13 protein-coding genes are annotated in these 17,761 nt (G+C 37.5%); 6 read left to right on the forward strand and 7 right to left on the reverse strand.

Features of this window, described 5'->3' with window-relative positions:
• Positions 1-496: 496 nt before the first annotated feature.
• Positions 497-892: an ExbD/TolR family protein gene (locus tag RM573_RS12550; RefSeq protein WP_311582510.1), complete on the reverse strand. Its 396-nt coding sequence runs from the start codon at positions 890-892 to the stop codon at positions 497-499.
• Between the two features lie 187 nt (positions 893-1,079).
• On the opposite strand from RM573_RS12550, the gene ylqF reads away from it, so the two are divergent.
• Positions 1,080-2,024 carry a ribosome biogenesis GTPase YlqF gene (gene ylqF / locus RM573_RS12555; RefSeq protein ID WP_311582513.1) on the forward strand — a complete coding sequence of 315 codons (945 nt, stop codon included), beginning with the start codon at positions 1,080-1,082 and terminating at the stop codon, positions 2,022-2,024.
• 108 nt (positions 2,025-2,132) lie between these two features.
• On the opposite strand, the gene megL is transcribed toward ylqF, so the two are convergent.
• Positions 2,133-3,338 carry a methionine gamma-lyase gene (gene megL, locus RM573_RS12560; protein WP_311582516.1) on the reverse strand — a complete coding sequence of 402 codons (1,206 nt, stop codon included), beginning with the start codon at positions 3,336-3,338 and terminating at the stop codon, positions 2,133-2,135.
• Between the two features lie 277 nt (positions 3,339-3,615).
• Between megL and RM573_RS12565 the strand changes: the two genes are divergently transcribed.
• Positions 3,616-5,151, forward strand: a complete 1,536-nt coding sequence (locus RM573_RS12565) for a sigma 54-interacting transcriptional regulator (RefSeq protein WP_311582519.1) — start codon at positions 3,616-3,618, stop codon at positions 5,149-5,151.
• Between the two features lie 37 nt (positions 5,152-5,188).
• Here RM573_RS12565 and RM573_RS12570 read toward each other — a convergent pair whose 3' ends face one another.
• Complete coding sequence (locus RM573_RS12570; protein ID WP_311582522.1) at positions 5,189-5,986, reverse strand: response regulator; 798 nt, start codon at positions 5,984-5,986, stop codon at positions 5,189-5,191.
• A gap of 37 nt (positions 5,987-6,023) precedes the next feature.
• Positions 6,024-6,353, reverse strand: a complete 330-nt coding sequence (locus RM573_RS12575; RefSeq protein WP_311582525.1) for an SUI1 family translation initiation factor — start codon at positions 6,351-6,353, stop codon at positions 6,024-6,026.
• A 255-nt stretch (positions 6,354-6,608) separates the two neighbouring features.
• On the opposite strand from RM573_RS12575, the gene RM573_RS12580 reads away from it, so the two are divergent.
• Positions 6,609-7,337, forward strand: coding sequence for a glutathione peroxidase (locus tag RM573_RS12580; RefSeq protein WP_311582528.1), 729 nt, complete (start codon positions 6,609-6,611; stop codon positions 7,335-7,337).
• A 119-nt stretch (positions 7,338-7,456) separates the two neighbouring features.
• Here the strand turns inward: RM573_RS12580 and RM573_RS12585 are convergent, their stop codons facing one another.
• Positions 7,457-8,383, reverse strand: a complete 927-nt coding sequence (locus tag RM573_RS12585; protein ID WP_311582531.1) for an electron transfer flavoprotein subunit alpha/FixB family protein — start codon at positions 8,381-8,383, stop codon at positions 7,457-7,459.
• On the reverse strand, positions 8,380-9,132 hold the full coding sequence (locus RM573_RS12590; protein WP_311582534.1) for an electron transfer flavoprotein subunit beta/FixA family protein: 753 nt from the start codon (positions 9,130-9,132) through the stop codon (positions 8,380-8,382). Before RM573_RS12590 ends, RM573_RS12585 begins: the two co-directional genes overlap by 4 nt.
• A 281-nt stretch (positions 9,133-9,413) precedes the next feature.
• Between RM573_RS12590 and RM573_RS12595 the strand changes: the two genes are divergently transcribed.
• Positions 9,414-11,078, forward strand: coding sequence for an electron transfer flavoprotein-ubiquinone oxidoreductase (locus tag RM573_RS12595; RefSeq protein WP_311582537.1), 1,665 nt, complete (start codon positions 9,414-9,416; stop codon positions 11,076-11,078).
• A gap of 84 nt (positions 11,079-11,162) precedes the next feature.
• Here RM573_RS12595 and RM573_RS12600 read toward each other — a convergent pair whose 3' ends face one another.
• Positions 11,163-13,538: a S8 family serine peptidase gene (locus RM573_RS12600; protein WP_311582540.1), complete on the reverse strand. Its 2,376-nt coding sequence runs from the start codon at positions 13,536-13,538 to the stop codon at positions 11,163-11,165.
• A 376-nt stretch (positions 13,539-13,914) separates the two neighbouring features.
• Between RM573_RS12600 and RM573_RS12605 the strand changes: the two genes are divergently transcribed.
• Together RM573_RS12605 and RM573_RS12610 are read left to right on the forward strand one after the other, a co-directional pair.
• Positions 13,915-15,741 carry a S8 family serine peptidase gene (locus tag RM573_RS12605; RefSeq protein ID WP_311582543.1) on the forward strand — a complete coding sequence of 609 codons (1,827 nt, stop codon included), beginning with the start codon at positions 13,915-13,917 and terminating at the stop codon, positions 15,739-15,741.
• A 270-nt stretch (positions 15,742-16,011) separates the two neighbouring features.
• Positions 16,012-17,748, forward strand: coding sequence for a S8 family peptidase (locus RM573_RS12610; RefSeq protein WP_311582545.1), 1,737 nt, complete (start codon positions 16,012-16,014; stop codon positions 17,746-17,748).
• Positions 17,749-17,761 lie beyond the last annotated feature (13 nt).

Here is a 17,761-nt window from a genome sequence, read left to right on the forward strand (position 1 = left end):
GCCGATGGTAGTGTGGGAGTTCCCATGTGAGAGTAGGACATTGCTAGGCTTCTATTATGAGAAAAGGCTATCCTAACGGATAGCCTTTTTTTGTGCGTGTCATTTGATTACCCGCATGCGATGTTTTTTCTATCAAGATATAAAGATATGTCAGTGTGAAATATACGCCCGACATGAAAGAGGCCTCTTGTTGCCTACAGCATAGTGATCATATTTCTGGGACGGAAAGCCTGTTTCTGTGCTTGAAACGCTGAACAGCTAGTTCTATGAGTATTCCTGCCTTCGAAACATTCGCCTTTTATGCAAGCAAATTGTATTGCCAGCAATACAAAGTATCTGAGTGTGCTTGACATTAGATGAGAGTAGGTGATTGAAAGCCTTATATACGAGCTAAAGTTCACAAAAGCCCGCATGCTTGTAGCGGGCTTTTAGATTTCTCTCTATACATTTTTATAAAATTATTTTACCTCAAACCTTGTGAATAGTTTGAATAACTTTATTTCCCTATTGATATCGTTAAATGATCAAAGGTTTTAATTTTATCAATAACTTGTACTACATGATCGTGACTTGTGTCGTAACTAGGAATCACGACTGCACTGTTTGTATTGTTAGTGGCTAGATAACTTTCTATTCTGGCAGCTAACCTTTCAATATCAACCAATTTGCCATTTAGGGAAACTAAACCAGAATCATTAATTGTCACTACGATTACTGGTGAGTTACTTTTACTACTTTTGTTAGCTTTAGGGCGATTAACTTCTAAACCTTCTTCTTTAATGAACGAAGTAGTAACAATGAAGAATATTAATAATATAAATACGATGTCTAACATTGGCGTCATATCTACATCGCCTTCGTTATTTATGTTTTCATGTTTTTTTCTAGTCATGTCGTTACCTTTTATTTATTTTCTTTTATCAATATGTACGAATTTTATCGTAATTGCTAGATATATTTACGATGTTGTTCGTACTTTTATGGCAAGTTGAAGTTATTGGATAGATAAAATGATTATTTAATGCCGGAAATTAGTATTTTTGTTAAAATCTACAAAAACTTAATGTGATAATTTTATAATGGCTATAAATTGGTTTCCTGGGCATATGCATAAGGCTCAAAAAGAAATTAAAGAAATTCTTCCGCAAATTGATGTTGTTATTGAAGTATGCGACGCACGCCTACCCTTTAGTAGTGAAAATCCGATGATCACTGAGATCCGAGGGGATAAACCATTAATAAAAATTTTAAATAAAAGTGATTTAGCAGACCCTGAAAAAACGAAGCATTGGCTCGATTATTTAGAGTCCCAACAAAATGTTAAAGCGATTGCTATGACAACTGAAAATTCTTCTGTCGCTAAAACTATTCCTTCGTTAATAAAAAAATTAGTCCCAAATAAAGATGAAGCGGGAAAGCAAATTAATGTCGTAATTATGGGAATTCCTAACGTAGGTAAGTCGACTCTGCTAAATACGTTAGTTGGAAAAGCAAAAGCTAAAGTAGGTAATGAACCGGCGGTTACTAAAGGACAACAAAGAATCAGGCTCGAAGAAGGATTATATCTTTACGATACTCCTGGCATGTTATGGCCTAAAATTGTAAATGAAAATAGTGGGTACCGATTAGCGATCACTAGTGCAGTAAAAGATACTGCTTTTGATCACGATGATATTGCTTGTTTTGCTGGTGAGTATTTATTGCAGGCTTACCCCAAGCGCTTAAAAGAGAGATATAAATTAGCAGATTTACCACATACTGAAGTTGAGTTAATTGAAGCTATTGGTCGTATACGAGGATGTGTAAAAAGTGGAGGCCGAGTTGATTTTCATAAAGCATCAGCTATTTTAATCAATGAAATTAGAGATAAAACTTTAGGTGGTTTAACTTTTGAAATGCCAGAAATGGTTGAACAAGAGAATCACCATTTTGCTAAGATACAAGAAAATAAAATTGCAGAACGTGAAGCTAAAAAGCAAGCCCGTGGCCGAGGTAGGAAAAATAAACCTAAAAAAGGTAGGTAAAACTTATCTAATTTTCAAGAGGTTAATTATAGGGGGAGTTTAGCTCAACGTCATTATATGGTGCGTATAACAATGACGCTGAGGATTTTTAAATTAGTTTATTGAGAATTAGGCCACACTTTGACAAGGGTTTTCAATCGCATCTAGCGATTGTTTTAAATCCTCAATTAAGTCAGTCACGTTTTCAAGACCAGCTGAAATTCTTATTAAACTATCGCTTATACCTGCTGCTCTGCGCTCCTCATCAGTATAAGGTGAATGTGTCATTGAAGCAGGATGTTGAATCAATGATTCTGCATCACCTAAACTAACTGCAATTGAAAATAATTTCATTCGATTAATAAATTCTGCCCCGCCTTTTAAATTAGTATGTAATTCAAAAGCAATTACTCCTCCTGCTGCTTTCATTTGTGTACCAATATATTGATGCCCTGAATGAGAGGGAAGGCCAGGATAAAAAACTTTATCTACACTTGGGTGTGACTCTAAAAACTCAGCCAATAATTGTGCATTTTGACAATGACGTTCTACACGTAAATGTAATGTTTTTAATCCTCGAAGAATTAACCAAGCATCATGTGGACTCATCGTTGCACCGATATCTTTTAACGCGGTTAATTTTATGTGCTCGATCATTTCTTTTGAACCACAGATAATGCCAGCAACAACATCACCATGACCGTTGAGATATTTTGTTGCACTATGGATGATAATATCTGCGCCCATCTTAGCTGGTTGCTGTAAAACTGGGGTCATAAAGGTATTATCAACTACCGAAATAATATTGTGTTTTTTTGTTATTGCTAAAATACTGGTTAAATCTAATACTTCTAAATTAGGGTTTACTGGGCTTTCTAAAAATAAAACTTTAGTATTTTCTTTTATCTCGGCAATAATATTACTTGGGTTAGACATGTCGACAAAACTCACTTCAATCCCGAATTTTGTTAACATGTGACTAATAAGCGCATAGGTACAACCATAAACGGCTTTAGATGAAATAATGTGATCACCTGCAGATAAATTTGCTAATAAAGCACCTGATACTGCTGCCATACCTGTCGCTGTTGCTGCAGCATCTTCCATACCTTCCATCGCTGCAACGCGCATCTCTAATTGTCTGGTGGTTGGGTTACCAAGTCGAGTATATATAAAGCCTTCTGATTCGCCAGCAAAACGCTCAGCGCCTTGTTCTGCGTTATCAAATATAAATGTCGAAGTTTGATATAAAGGAGTTGCTAATGAGCCGAATTGCTCGTCATTAATTCGACCAGAATGAATTGCTTGTGTCTCTATAAACTTACTGTGATGCATATATCTCTCTAATTTATTGTTTTAATCGTAAATGTTAAAACTAGTTATTTTGAATGCTTATATAAACAGTTAAAGCAATAACGAAACCAATTGTTTAATATCGTTTACTATCAGTGGGTTATGTTTATTTATTGTCTTGTTCGGCAAATGCTTGTAATAAAAATATTACGCGCTTGGCTAGTTTCAAGAAATACTTACTCAATTTGGTTATTTCTATTGAATTTATTCATATCTAGGGTGTAATATAAATATTACTTTGTAATAATATTAATACACTATGCGCGTTAAAATTGAATCATCCGATAGAATTGGTATTAGCCAAGAGATATTATCGATATTTTCTCTGAAATTTTGGAATGTAAAGAGTATTGAAGTAGAAACAAATTTTACTTTTGTTCATCTTGATAGCAAAGATTTATCGCTTGCAGATATTAAGCGTTCATTAAAACAAGTATCAGGTGTTATTGACTGTATAGAAATTGATCAAATGCCTGCAGAGCTTAGAGAAAATCACCTTCAAACCTTATTGAGTAGAATTTCTGATCCAATTATTGATATTGATGCACACGGGGTCATTTTGGCGAGTAATGCTGCGGCTAATCAATTAGTGATCAATAACAGTAAAATAACTTCGTTAGTCAATCACAATATTATCAAATTAATCGATGTTCCTCTTAAACACTTTTTAACCTCAAACGAGGTAAGTTTATCAATAAACTTTCTACAACAACCATTTATTGCCGATGTAAATCCTGTGGTTTCTGCAAAGAAAATTACGGGTGCTGTTATCAGTTTAAAGTCAATGGATAAAGTCGGACGACAACTTGCACTGATGCAATCGTCGACGGATGACGCATTAAAGTCAATCATAGGTGTTTCAGAAAAAATACGTTTGGTACTTGCACAAGTTAAACGTTTTTCCGAGTTGGATTTACCTGTGCTTATTTCGGGAGATACCGGTACAGGTAAAGAGTTAATAGCGCGCGCTTTACATCAATTAAGCGATAGAAAACAAAAGCCATTTTTAACGATTAACTGTGCGGCTTTACCAGAGCAATTATTAGAGAGTGAATTGTTTGGTTATGAGAGTGGTGCGTTTACTGGAGCTAGTAAAGGGGGAAAGCCGGGCTTGTTTGAGCTTGCCCATGGTGGCACCATTTTTCTTGATGAAATAGCCGAAATGTCGAATTACCTACAAGCTAAATTATTACGTTTTTTACAAGACTATAAATATCGAAAAGTAGGGGGGACAAAAGAGTTTACTGCCGATGTTAAAGTGATCAGTGCAAGTCATCAAAACTTTACTGAATTGATCGAACAGCAACAGTTTCGTGAAGATCTTTATTATCGACTAAATGTCTTAAGATTAGAATTGCCTGCATTAAGGCACAGAACTGAAGATATACAATTATTGGTTAATCATTTTGTTTTGAATGCGGCTAGTCAAGTCAATCAACGCGTTCCCTTTATCACTGAAGAAGCATTAAAAATGTTAAAAGCTTTCCACTGGCCGGGCAATATTCGTCAATTGGAAAATGTTATCTTTAGGCTCGTAGCACTGAGTGAAAACGACTATATCACTGAAGAAAATGTCAGCAGTGTTTTATTTGAATCGAACATGGATCTTCAAAGTACTCCAATACCAGAAGAAGGTATTGTTGATTGGGCTGATGCACAAGCCAGGTTTGAACGTAAATTATTAACCGAGCTTTACCCTTTATACCCGACAACAAGAAAGTTAGCGGAGAGATTGAATGTTTCTCATAATAAAATAGCGATGAAACTACGCGCTTATCAGATCAAAGCAAACTAAATCGATTTGATAAGCACTATTGGTAAACGTTATGCTGTTAATGCTCTAGCAATCTAAAAAGGATTTGCTTGACAAATTCTGGCTCGAAAGGTTTATCACATAGTGCGTTCACACCATCTTGTTCAATATTGGCAAGGTGCGTGTCGTTACTTTCACTGGTTACCATTAATATAGGGAGGTGAGATTGTTGACTTTGCTCTCTGACATATCGGGTTAATTCTCTGCCATCAACCTCAGGCATATTGTAGTCAGTCACGATTAAATCATACATATTTTCATTGAGTAAATTAATCGCTTCTTTACCATCAACCGCTTCAGTAACTTTTAATAAACCTAAGTTATTTAATACTCGCCTAATGTGGTTACGAGCTAATTTACTGTCATCAACTAATAAAACGCGGATTTCATGAACATCAAAATATTCTAATTCCATTTCGTCAGCAGTTAATAAGTCAATGGTATTGTTAATTGCCGCATGTAAATGCTCAGAAGTAAAAGGTTTAGGTAAAATGGCTACAACACCCGACTGTTTGTACTCTTCTAGATTATCACGTTTACATTCGCTCGAAACCAACATAAAAGCAGAGTCTTGATTACGCTCAGAGTGTTTGATTTCTTTAAGTAAATCTAACGCGGTACCATTATCAAAATACATGGCACTGGCAATTAAATCATAATGTTGGCGAGTCAGTATTTCTCTAGCTTCAGTCAAACTTTTTGCGAGGGTTATTTTATTAATTCCTTGTGCTTTTAATTGGTTTATTATGTACTTACTTTGCGTATCTGAAGGTTCAATCAATAAAATTGATAATTCGCTTGGTTGTATCGTTGTCATTGTTTTCTCATATAAGATGATGGAGAATTCTTAGTGATTAGCCACCAATAAATTTTACTTTATAGCCGGACTTTTCTAAAATTTTCTGAATGGCTTCGCGGTTGTCGCCTTGAATTTCAATGGTCTCATCGACAACACTACCGCCGGTACCACAACTTTTTTTTAGTTTGCTGGCTAAGTCTTTTAACGCTTTAGTATCTAGGCCTAAACCACTGATCACCATCACGCCTTTGCCTTTTCTCCCTTTGGTTTCTCTTCTTACTTTCGCAAAACCATCGGTTGGGGTAATCGACTTTACTTTATCAGGCTTAATTTTGCCTTTATCAGTTGAATATACAAGATCGGATAATTGGTCTTGCCAAGACATAAACAATACTCTTAAGGGAACTTAGGTAAATTATAGTAAAACTGGACGGAAAAGAATACGATGCTTGCGATGAATAATGAATTTTGTTGATTTTGTTCTAACATTAGTTTTAGCTATCTTTCCAATTATAACGATTACTCAGTGACTGATGATAGATTTAATAGAACATCTTTATCGAATTAATTGATTATATTTATTGCAAGAAATATTAGATAATTATTCCAACTTAATAATTGAACAACAAAAGAGAGTATTATGTTAAAAAATATCGAAGGACAAAAGATCCCATCATTAAGCTTCCCAATGATTGACAATGGTGCTTGGGTTAAACGAACTACAGAAAGTATTTTTGATAACAAAACCGTCATTGTTTTTGCCTTACCCGGTGCTTTTACTCCGACTTGTTCTTCAACACATTTACCTAGATATAATGAATTGGCTGAAACATTTTTTGCGAATGGGGTGGACGAAATTGTTTGCTTATCGGTTAACGATACTTTTGTGATGAATGCTTGGGCGGAAAATCAGCACGCAGAAAAAATCAGCTTTATTCCGGATGGCAATGGCGATTTTTCACAAGCGATGGGTATGCTAGTTGATAAAAGTGATATTGGTTTTGGTAAACGCAGTTGGCGATATGCGATGTTAGTTAAAAATGGCGTTATCGAAAAAATGTTTATAGAACCTGAGGTTGAAGGTGACCCATTTGAAGTCTCTGATGCTGACACTATGTTAAATTATATCAATCCAAATGCTACACAAAAACAAACAGTAACAGTATTTAGCAAACCTGATTGCCCATTCTGTAAAAAAGCAAAGCAATTATTGAATGAAAAAGGCTTATCTTTTGAAGCGTTAGAAGTGGGAAAAGATATTAGTTTATCCACCTTAAAAGCCGTGGCTAATGCAGAGACTGTGCCTCAGGTCTTTATAGATGGTGAGTTAATTGGCGGAAGCGAGGCATTAGAAGTTTACTTTAAATAAAGTTATAAACCGTTTTTATTCCTTTATTCATATAATTAACGTAGAAATATAATAGAATAAAAAAGCCAATCAGTTTTGCTGATTGGCTTTTTAGATTGTTTTTAAAGGTTATTTTTTATTTAAAGTTTTGCTTCAAGCTCTGGTAAAACGTCAAATAAATCACCCACAATACCGTAGTCAGCAACTTGAAAAATTGGTGCTTCAGCATCTTTATTGATAGCAACAATTACTTTTGAGTCTTTCATACCGGCTAAATGCTGAATTGCACCTGAAATACCAACGGCAATATATAAATCAGGGGCGACAATTTTACCTGTTTGACCAACTTGCATATCATTGGCAACAAAACCAGCATCAACAGCAGCGCGAGAAGCACCAATGGCTGCTCCTAACTTATCTGCAATGCCTTCTAATAACTTAAAGTTATCACCATTTTGCATGCCACGGCCACCAGAAATTACCACACTTGCTGCGCCTAAATCTGGACGTTCAGAAACTGTTAACTCATCACTAACATGGCTTGAAGTACCCGCGTCAGTTGCGTTGTCAATGTTGACGATCTCAGCGTTGCCATCAGTAGCAACAGCATCAAAACCAGTAGAACGTACCGTGATCACTTTTTTGCTATCTAAACTTTGCACGGTTGCAATGGCATTACCCGCATAAATCGGACGAACAAAAGTATCAGCTGATTCAACTGCAATAATGTCAGAAATTTGCGCGACATCTAATAGAGCTGCAACACGTGGCATAAAATTTTTGCCTGTAGTTAATGCGGTTGCAATAATATGCTCGTAGTCAGCGGCTAATTCTGTCACTAATAAACTTACGTTTTCAGCTAATTGATGCTCATAAGCAGGGTTATCTGCAACCAGTACTTTACTCACACCATTGACTTTCGCAGCTTGCTCAGCAACCGTTGAACAGTTTGAGCCGGCTACTAAAAGGTGAATGTCGCCACCAATCGCTTGAGCGGCAGCTACCGTTTTTAATGTATCAGCTTTTAATTCGTTATTATCGTGCTCTGCAAAAACTAAAATACTCATGAGATCACCTTCGCTTCATTTTTTAACTTTTCTACTAACTCATCTACTGTTTCAACCACAATACCTGCCTGACGTTCTGAAGGAGGTGTTACTTTTAAAAGTGTTGAACGTGGTGATAAGTCGATACCAAAATCTGCCGCAGCTTTTACATCTAATGGCTTACGTTTAGCTTTCATAATATTAGGTAAAGAAGCATAACGTGGTTCATTTAAGCGTAAATCAGTGGTGACAATTGCCGGTAAGTTAAGAGCTACCGTTTGTAAACCGCCATCAACTTCACGAGTTACATTTACTTTATCACCGTCAACTTTAACTTCAGAAGCGAAAGTACCTTGCGCTAACCCTGTTAATGCAGCAAGCATTTGTCCTGTTTGATTGTTGTCGCTATCAATAGATTGTTTACCTAAAATCACCAATTGAGGCTGTTCTTCTTCAACAATTTTTTGAAGTAATTTCGCCACATTTAATGAATCTAAATTTTGATCTGTTTCAATTTGAATGGCACGGTCAGCACCTAATGCTAAGGCGGTACGTAATTGTTCTTGGCAAGCTTTATCGCCAATTGATACAGCAATAACTTCAGTTGCTGTACCTGCTTCTTTTAATCGAACTGCTTCTTCAACTGCGATTTCACAAAACGGATTGATAGCCATTTTTACATTGGCTAAATCAACATTAGTGTTGTCTGCTTTTACGCGAACTTTAACGTTATAGTCGATGACACGTTTGATGGGGACTAATACTTTCATCGTTGCCTCTAATTATGCTTGTTGGTTTTTTTTGCCTAGTTTTTATCGCAATAAGAATAATGAACTAGACTTAGTTTTATTGGCTCAAAGATTACTTTTAGATAGCGTCAACGTCAACGTAACTTTATCTCAAAATGAGCAAATATGTTTATATCAGTAAATACTCTTTTACAGCATAGTATTTACTGACGAAAATTCTATAGGTATGATATTATCAAACAGGTGTTTGAAAATCAAACGTGCGTTTGAAATTCAATAGTGAAACAATTTTGGGAGAAATTATGGAACGTGAATCAATGGAGTTTGACGTGGTAATCGTTGGTGCTGGGCCATCAGGTTTATCAACGGCATGTCGTCTTATGCAATTAGCACAAGAAAAAGAACAAGAGCTAATGGTGTGCGTAGTTGAAAAGGGCTCAGAAGTTGGCGCGCATATTCTTTCTGGTGCCGTATTTGAACCTAGAGCACTGAATGAGTTGTTTCCTGATTGGCAAGAAAAGGGCGCACCGTTAACAACTAAAGTAACCGGTGATGATATTTATCTATTTAATAATGAAGAAAGCGCAATAAAATTACCTAATTTTAGTGTGCCTAAAACTATGCACAATGAAGGTAACTATATTGCCAGTATGGGGAACATGTGCCGTTGGTTGGCTGAGCAAGCCGAGCAACTTGGCGTTGAGATATTCCCTGGCTTTCCCGCGCAAGAAGTTATTTATAATGATGATGATGGTAGTGTAGCTGGCGTATTAACGGGTGATATGGGATTAGATGTAGAAGGTAATCCTAAAGATTCATTCGTACCTGGAATGGAGTTACGTGCTAAATACACGGTGTTTGCTGAAGGTTGTCGTGGTCATCTGGGTAAAGAATTGATTAAAAAGTTTAATTTAGACGCCGATAAATCCCCACAGCATTATGGATTAGGCTTTAAGGAAATTTGGGATATTGATCCTGAAAAGCACCAAGAAGGTCTTGTTGTTCACACCGCAGGTTGGCCTTTAGATAAAGATACTAACGGTGGTGGCTATTTATATCATGCCGAAAATAACCAAGTATTCGTTGGGTTAATTGTTGATTTAAATTACAGTAATCCTCATTTAAGCCCATTTGATGAATTTCAACGTTATAAGCATCATCCTAAAATTGCTCAATATTTATCTGGTGGTAAACGTGTTTCTTACGGTGCGAGAGCCATGGCAAAAGGTGGTTTTAATTCGCTACCAAAAATGACTATGCCCGGTGCTTTATTAGTGGGCTGTGATGCAGGAACCATTAATTTTGCTAAGATTAAAGGTAATCACACGGCAATGAAATCAGGCATGTTAGCGGCTGAGTCTATTTTTGCCGATTTATCTGCTGAGGCCGCATCTGAACATTCTGGTGGTAAAGATTTAGTGTCGTTTACTGAAGCATATCAAAATTCTTGGCTATATGATGAACTATACAATACGCGTAATTTTGGTCCCGCAATGCATAAGTTTGGTACTTTTCTAGGCGGTGCATACAATACGCTCGACCAAAATATTTTCGGTGGAAAGTTGCCGTTTAACTTTAAAGACGATTCGTTAGATCATGAGCAGTTAAAACCGGCGTCTGAATCAATCATGATCAATTATCCCAAGCCGGATAATAAGTTAAGTTTTGATAAATTATCTTCGGTGTTTTTATCTAATACTAATCATGAAGAAGAGCAACCTTGCCATTTGAAGTTGGCCGATGCTTTGATCCCGTTAACGGTAAATATGCCGAAATATGCTGAGCCTGCGCAACGCTATTGTCCTGCTGGCGTTTATGAAGTTGAACAAACGGAAGAAGGTGAAAAGTTTGTGATTAATTCACAAAACTGTATTCACTGTAAAACCTGTGATATTAAAGATCCGAGTCAAAATATCACTTGGGTAACACCAGAAGGAACCGGTGGACCAAATTATCCTAACATGTAGTTAACTGATTTCAATACAAGAAAGTGAATAATAAAAAGCCAACTTTAAAAGTTGGCTTTTTTGTCTCAAGTTACTTAAGTTAGTTTATGGGTTATACACTACATCTAACGTTAAACCAGATACTGCAGTATAGCCATAAATACCAATATGCCATGTATCTGCACCAGGATTGGTAAATGAACAGGTTTCAGTATTGCCATTTTTATAAGGACGACAATCATACGTTGATGATGTTGGTTGAGCACCTTTTCTTATATAAAGATCGGCATCACCAGTACCACCACTAATATCAAAGTCTAATGTCGCCATTCCAGCAGGTACATCAATTGTGTAGTATTGCCACGCACGTCGAGCAATGCTGATATCTGTGACGTTTGCACTGCCACCCGTTGCTCCACCAGAGCCACCACCTGAATTATCGGTATAGCTGCCAGTTAATGAAACACCTGAAAAGCTTGAGTAAGCTATTGCTTTCACATAATAGGTACCTGCTTGTGCGGTTGCTATTGGACAGCTTTCAGTATTACCATTTTTATAGGGACGACAATCATATGAGCTAGTCGTAGGAGCTGAGCCGAATTTTACGTATAAATCTGCATCACCAGTACCACCTGACATATCAAAATTTAAGTCAGTTGCGTTAGCAGGTACTGCCATCGTAAAGCTAAGTTCTTGACCTGTGCTGGCAGTTAAGCCTGTTTTTGCAACACCATTTTCTAAGACATTGCCTGTTGGCGGTGGTGTTGTGCCGTTACAGTTGCCTGCTAAAGAGTCCGAAGCTGCTTTTGCTTGCACTAAACCGTAACCCGTTTTGTCATCACGACCAGCGGTTTCTAAATCAACAGCAGTCGATTTTAAAGCACTGCGTATATCATTAGCACTACAATTAGGATTATTACTCCATACAAGAGCCGCTACGCCTGCAACATGAGGTGTAGCCATAGATGTACCGTTATAATAAGCATAATCTTGATTGCCATTTACCGTTAAAGTGACATTGCTACCTAATTGTGTTGAAAGCTGTTGGCCTAACGATCTGTTTACTGAAACGGTTGGAACGGTTACATCGTTATTAGCATCCACTAAAAATGGGTTTTGTAATCCAGGACGATCATTATCACTGTAAACTATAACACCGGCTGCACCCGCATCTGCACAAGCTTTTGCTGGGTTAATTTCAGGATAACTACTGCCTACTTGGTTGCCATTTCGTTCTGCTAAACAAATATTACCGCTAACATTACCGCTACAACTGTAGCTACTGCCTGAAACGGTACAGCTTGATAAAATACCCTGTGCAGTGCCGTTAACATTATTAATAGAATAATTACCACCGCTTTCTACATAGCGACTTTGTGGCACAACATTATCATTGCCGTATGTCGTTGAACCGATAGTAATGAAACCTAAGCGACCATCTCCAGCTACCGTAGATAAAACAGCTTCGCCCGGAGCGGCAACTTCAACTTGACTTGTATATTGAGAAAACTCAGCATGTTGACCATTTTGATCAACAGCACCGACCGCCATAACTGAATCATATGAAGCAGGGTAAGAAAGCGTAGAATTACCGTCATTTCCTGATGCTGCTACTAAAAGCACACCCGCATCTGTTGCTGCTTGTAATGCATTTTTCTCTGCATTGGTAGAGCCTGCGCCACCTAAACTCATATTCACAACTTTTGCGCCATTATTAACACAAGTATCTACCGCATCAGATAGATCACCGGAATATCCCCAGCCGCTTGCGTTAAACACTTTTACAATGTGTAAATTAACATTAGTGTTTGGCAAAATACCAACGACACCTTCGGTATTGTTAACACCTGCAATCGTTCCTGCAACATGAGTACCGTGTGAACCACCAGCTTGGTACCAATTTCCTGTACCTGAGTTGTTGGTGCCTGTTGCATTATTGGCATTTAAATCTGGGTTTGTTTGTTCATAACCTGAATCGATAATACAAACCGTCATATTGGCAGCATCAGTATCGGGAATTAAATCAGATTGCGTGTTAGCGATACCCCAAGGTTGGTTTTGAGAGTAGAGAAAACGGCGATAGTTTATTTCAACACTCTCTACTGAAGGGTGCTTTCTCATTTTTTCAATGAATTTTTCTAAGTCTTTTATGTGTTTAAGTTCGCCAATAGAAACAGTGTGCAAGCCACTTTTTAATTGTTTGATATGTTTTAAATCTAGGCCGACTTTCTTAGCTAAACCAGGAGGAATCGCGTGCCCTTGGTTTTTATCTTTAAATTGAATAATTAATTGATCGGTGTAGTCGAATTTATTCAGCTTTTCATTGGCACGCCATTGTGCAAAAGAAGCTTGCGAAGAAGTATCTGTTGTAAGTTTATTGATGTTTTTTATTTTCGCTGATTGTGCTGTAACTGAGTAACTGGTAGCAGATAATAAGGCTATTGCTAACGTGCTTAACAAATATTTATTATTATTTTTCATTTAAGGGTAACTCCAATGTTTAGGTTATCTAAATGACATTTCCCTATGTAGATAACACGGTAGTTATTATTTGTATGTTGATTTTTCAACCTATTCATCATGGGATTAATTGGTGACTTGAACTAGCAAATTAACGACGTTTTTTATGATTTTTCCGCCAAGTTAAATTTATTTAAAACATGTTAGGTGTTTGATTAATAATGAATATTGTTGTGCTTGTCGTTTTTGTACGAAAAGCTGTCGCTATTTTGCTAGGGGATCTTTTGTGTTTAGGTAATATCAAGAACACGAACTTCATTAATAACGTTGTTCAATAAAAATTGAATGGAACTCATTAATAATAAAATTAAAAAAACATCCTCATTCGGAGAGACATATGAAAGTTTCAAAATTTACCGGTTCAGTAGTAGCAATAGCCATTTCAACCGTATTAAGCGCACAAGCGGCTGATGACAGATATATTATTCAAGTCGACAATAGTAAAAAAGGCATCGTTAAAGCGTTAGCAAAACAATTAGGTGGTGATGTTAAAATAGACGGTAACGGATTTCTCGCGGCATCCTTTGCTGGTAAAGATTTAGAAAGTGTCAAAGGTTTACTAAATAACCCACATATTAAGGTGATAGAAGAAGATCATCGTCGTATGCCATTGTCTGTTTATAATGACGATACAGGCAACCCCATGACTGGACAAGTTACCCCATATGCGGTTTACCAATCGCAAGCGAATCAAGTTAATTTTAATGCTTCAGCAGGTATGAAAGTTTGTGTTATTGATTCAGGTCTTGACCGCTCAAACCCAGACTTCGTATGGAATAACATTACTGGTGATAATGATTCAGGAACCGGAAACTGGGATGAAAATGGCGGACCACATGGTACACACGTAGCCGGTACTATTGGTGCTGCAGATAATAATGTGGGTGTTGTTGGCATGGCACCTGGTGTTGATATGCACATTGTTAAAGTCTTTAATGCTGATGGTTGGGGCTATTCTTCTGATTTAGCTTATGCTGCCGATAAATGTAGTAATGCCGGCGCAAATATTATTAGTATGAGTTTAGGTGGTGGCGGTGCAAATAGCACTGAAGAAAACGCCTTTAAAGCGTTCACTGAGTCAGGTGGGTTAGTGGTGGCAGCAGCAGGTAATGACGGTAACAATGTTCGTTCATATCCAGCAGGTTATTCATCGGTAATGATGATAGGTGCAAATGATGCTGATAATAATATTGCTGATTTTTCTCAATTTCCAAGCTGTACAGTGACAACAGGTCGCGGCAAGAAAGCAACGACAACCACTGATGAAACAGTGTGTGTTGAAGTCACCGCAGGTGGCGTTGATACGTTATCTACATATCCCGCTGGTGGCGCTACAAGTTCAGCTCTGACAGCAGACGGTAGTTTCTTTGCTTCTTCGTCGATGGAAAATTCAGGTTCCGCATCTGGTAATACTTATTTTATGGGAACGGCTGAAAGTATTGATTCTTCTGCCAACGGCAAAGTTTGTGTGATTGACCGCGGTAATATTTCATTTCATGACAAAGTACAAAATTGTGAAAACTCAGGTGGTGTAGGTGCCGTTATTATAAATAATGAAGCAGGAATGTTATACGGCACACTAGGTGATACCAACGCAACAACGATCCCTGCCGTTGGTGGTGCCTTCGAAGATAGAACGGCTTTATTAGCGGCAACTAGTATGGATATTACGATTGGAACCAGTGATTATGGTTTTATGAGTGGTACTTCAATGGCAACGCCTGCAGTATCTGGTGTCGCAGCTCTAGTATGGTCTAATCACAATAACTGTACAGGTACCGATATACGTAATGCATTAAAAGCTACAGCAGAAGATGCTGGTGCAGCTGGTAACGATGTTTATTTTGGTGCCGGAATTGTTAAAGCGGCAGCAGCCGATGCTTATTTAACCGCTAATGGTTGTGGTGATGTTGTAGAACCACCGGTAGGTGACATTGCTTTATCAGCTAACGGCTACCGTTCAAAAGGCAAGAATAAAGTAGATTTATCATGGAGTGGTGCTTCAACCTCTGATGTTGATATCTATCGTAATGGTAGTTTCTACCGTAATACTGCTAATGATGGCGCCTATACCGATAGTTTCAGAACGTATGGTTCATATACATATAGTGTATGTGATGCAGGTTCTGCTAATTGTTCTGAGAACGTAACAGTAACATTCTAATTTTAAAACAGTTTACTAATATCTAGCCTAAATTTTGCGGCTAGATATTAGTTTTTGAGCTATAGCTGATTAATTTTTTAAAGTTAAACGTTAGATATTATTGTTTGACAATAAGGGACATTAATAGATATGTTCGGTGTTGTAGTTTAGCTAGACCTAACGATTTATAAATAAAGTATTGATAAAAGAAGTGCTGAAAGTTAGCGCTCAAAAGATACACCCTTATGTTTTAAATCAGTTTTTAAGTTGTAAATAACAAAGGGGAGCCCTATGTTTTACTCTTCATTAAATAAAGTTTCGGTATTTTTACTATTATTATTGATGGTAACCATAGCCACATGGACAGTCACTAAGAAACAATCGAGTAATATTAATCAAAGCCAGTCTTATATAGTTAGCGCAAACGATTTTGCGAAACTGAACAAGATAATTGAAATCAATAACTTTAAAACCACCCACATGTTACCTGTCATTAATGCTGTTGCGGTAAATTTAACTGAGGATGAAGTTTTCGCTTTAAAGCAAGAAAGTTGGTTAAAGGTTTCAATCAATCATCAAGTCAAATTATCTAACAATGGCTGGCGTAAAGGTCAGCGTCGTTGGCAACCTAAAGCGGTCGTTGCCGATTATATTGAAGCTACATCAGCTCATTCAGAACACATTTTTGGTGATGGTATCACCATTGGTATTTTAGATACTGGCATAGAACAATTATCAGGACTCACCAATGATTTATATGGTTATGATAAATTTTGGGGCACGTATGATGCGATAAATAATAGTATCAGTAATTATGGCGGTGAAAGTAGTGGTCATGGTACTCATGTTGCCAGTATCGCGGTAAATAGTGATTATGATATTAACGGTAAAGTTTATGGTGTTGCCCCCAATGCTTCGTTAGTGGGTATAAAAGCATTTGATGATGAAGGAAAAGCCACTTATGCCGACGTTATCAGAGGTATTGATTGGGCGATCCAAGTGAAAGATCAAATAAATCTACGTGTGTTAAACATGTCTTTTAGTGGTCCTGTTCGCTCTTATTATTGGGATGATCCGCTGAACGTTGCTGTGATGAAAGCTTGGCAAGCCGGTATTGTTGTCGTTGCGTCAGCAGGCAATAAAGGCCCTGAACCTATGTCAGTAGGTGTGCCAGGAAATGTTCCTTACATTATCACCGTAGGGGCAATGACTGATAGTTATACAGAAACCTATTTTGAAGACGATCAGTTAGCTAGTTTTAGCTCTGCAGGCCCAACCGTTGAAAGTTTTATTAAACCTGAGATTGTTGCCCCAGGTGGACATTTATCTGGATTGATGTCGTTTGATGCAAAAATTGTTATCGATCATCCTGATTTTCATGACGGTGGTCGATATTTCGAAATGTCAGGAACATCACAAGCCGCAGCCGTTATTTCCGGTGTTGTTGCTTTGATGCTTGATAAAGACCCATTATTAACACCAGATGATGTTAAATGTCGAATAATGGCAACCGCGAGGTTAGCAACAGACGCGTCTGGACAACTGGCATATAGCGTATTCCAGCAAGGTGCTGGCGTGGTAAACGTGAAAGATTCACTCAACAGTGTTGCGATAGATTGTGCTAATACGGCTATGAATATCTCAGAAGATATTGCTGGCTCTCAGCATTATTTTGGCCCGGCCAATGTCGATGAGCATGGTAACTTTTTTGTTGAAGGTTTAGGGGATAGATATCAATGGAATATTGCTGATAATTTAGACAGTGATGGCGGTCTTATCTGGAAAAATAATTTAGGCACCGATGGCGGTCTTATCTGGAAAAATAGTTTAGGTACCGATGGTGGCCTTATCTGGAAAAACAGTGTTGGAGTTGACGGTGGCCTTATTTGGAAAAATACGGTTGGTGTAGATGGCGGCCTTATATGGAAGAATAACTTTGAAATAGATGGTGGTCTCATTTGGAAGAACAATGTCGATTTTAACCAAACAGAAGATATTTCTGTCAATCATTGGGTTGAGCAACAATAAAAGTTAAAGAGCC

Origin of the sequence: Thalassotalea castellviae, from assembly GCF_031846185.1 — a bacterium.
GTDB classification, from domain to species: Bacteria; Pseudomonadota; Gammaproteobacteria; order Enterobacterales; family Alteromonadaceae; genus Thalassotalea_H; species Thalassotalea_H castellviae.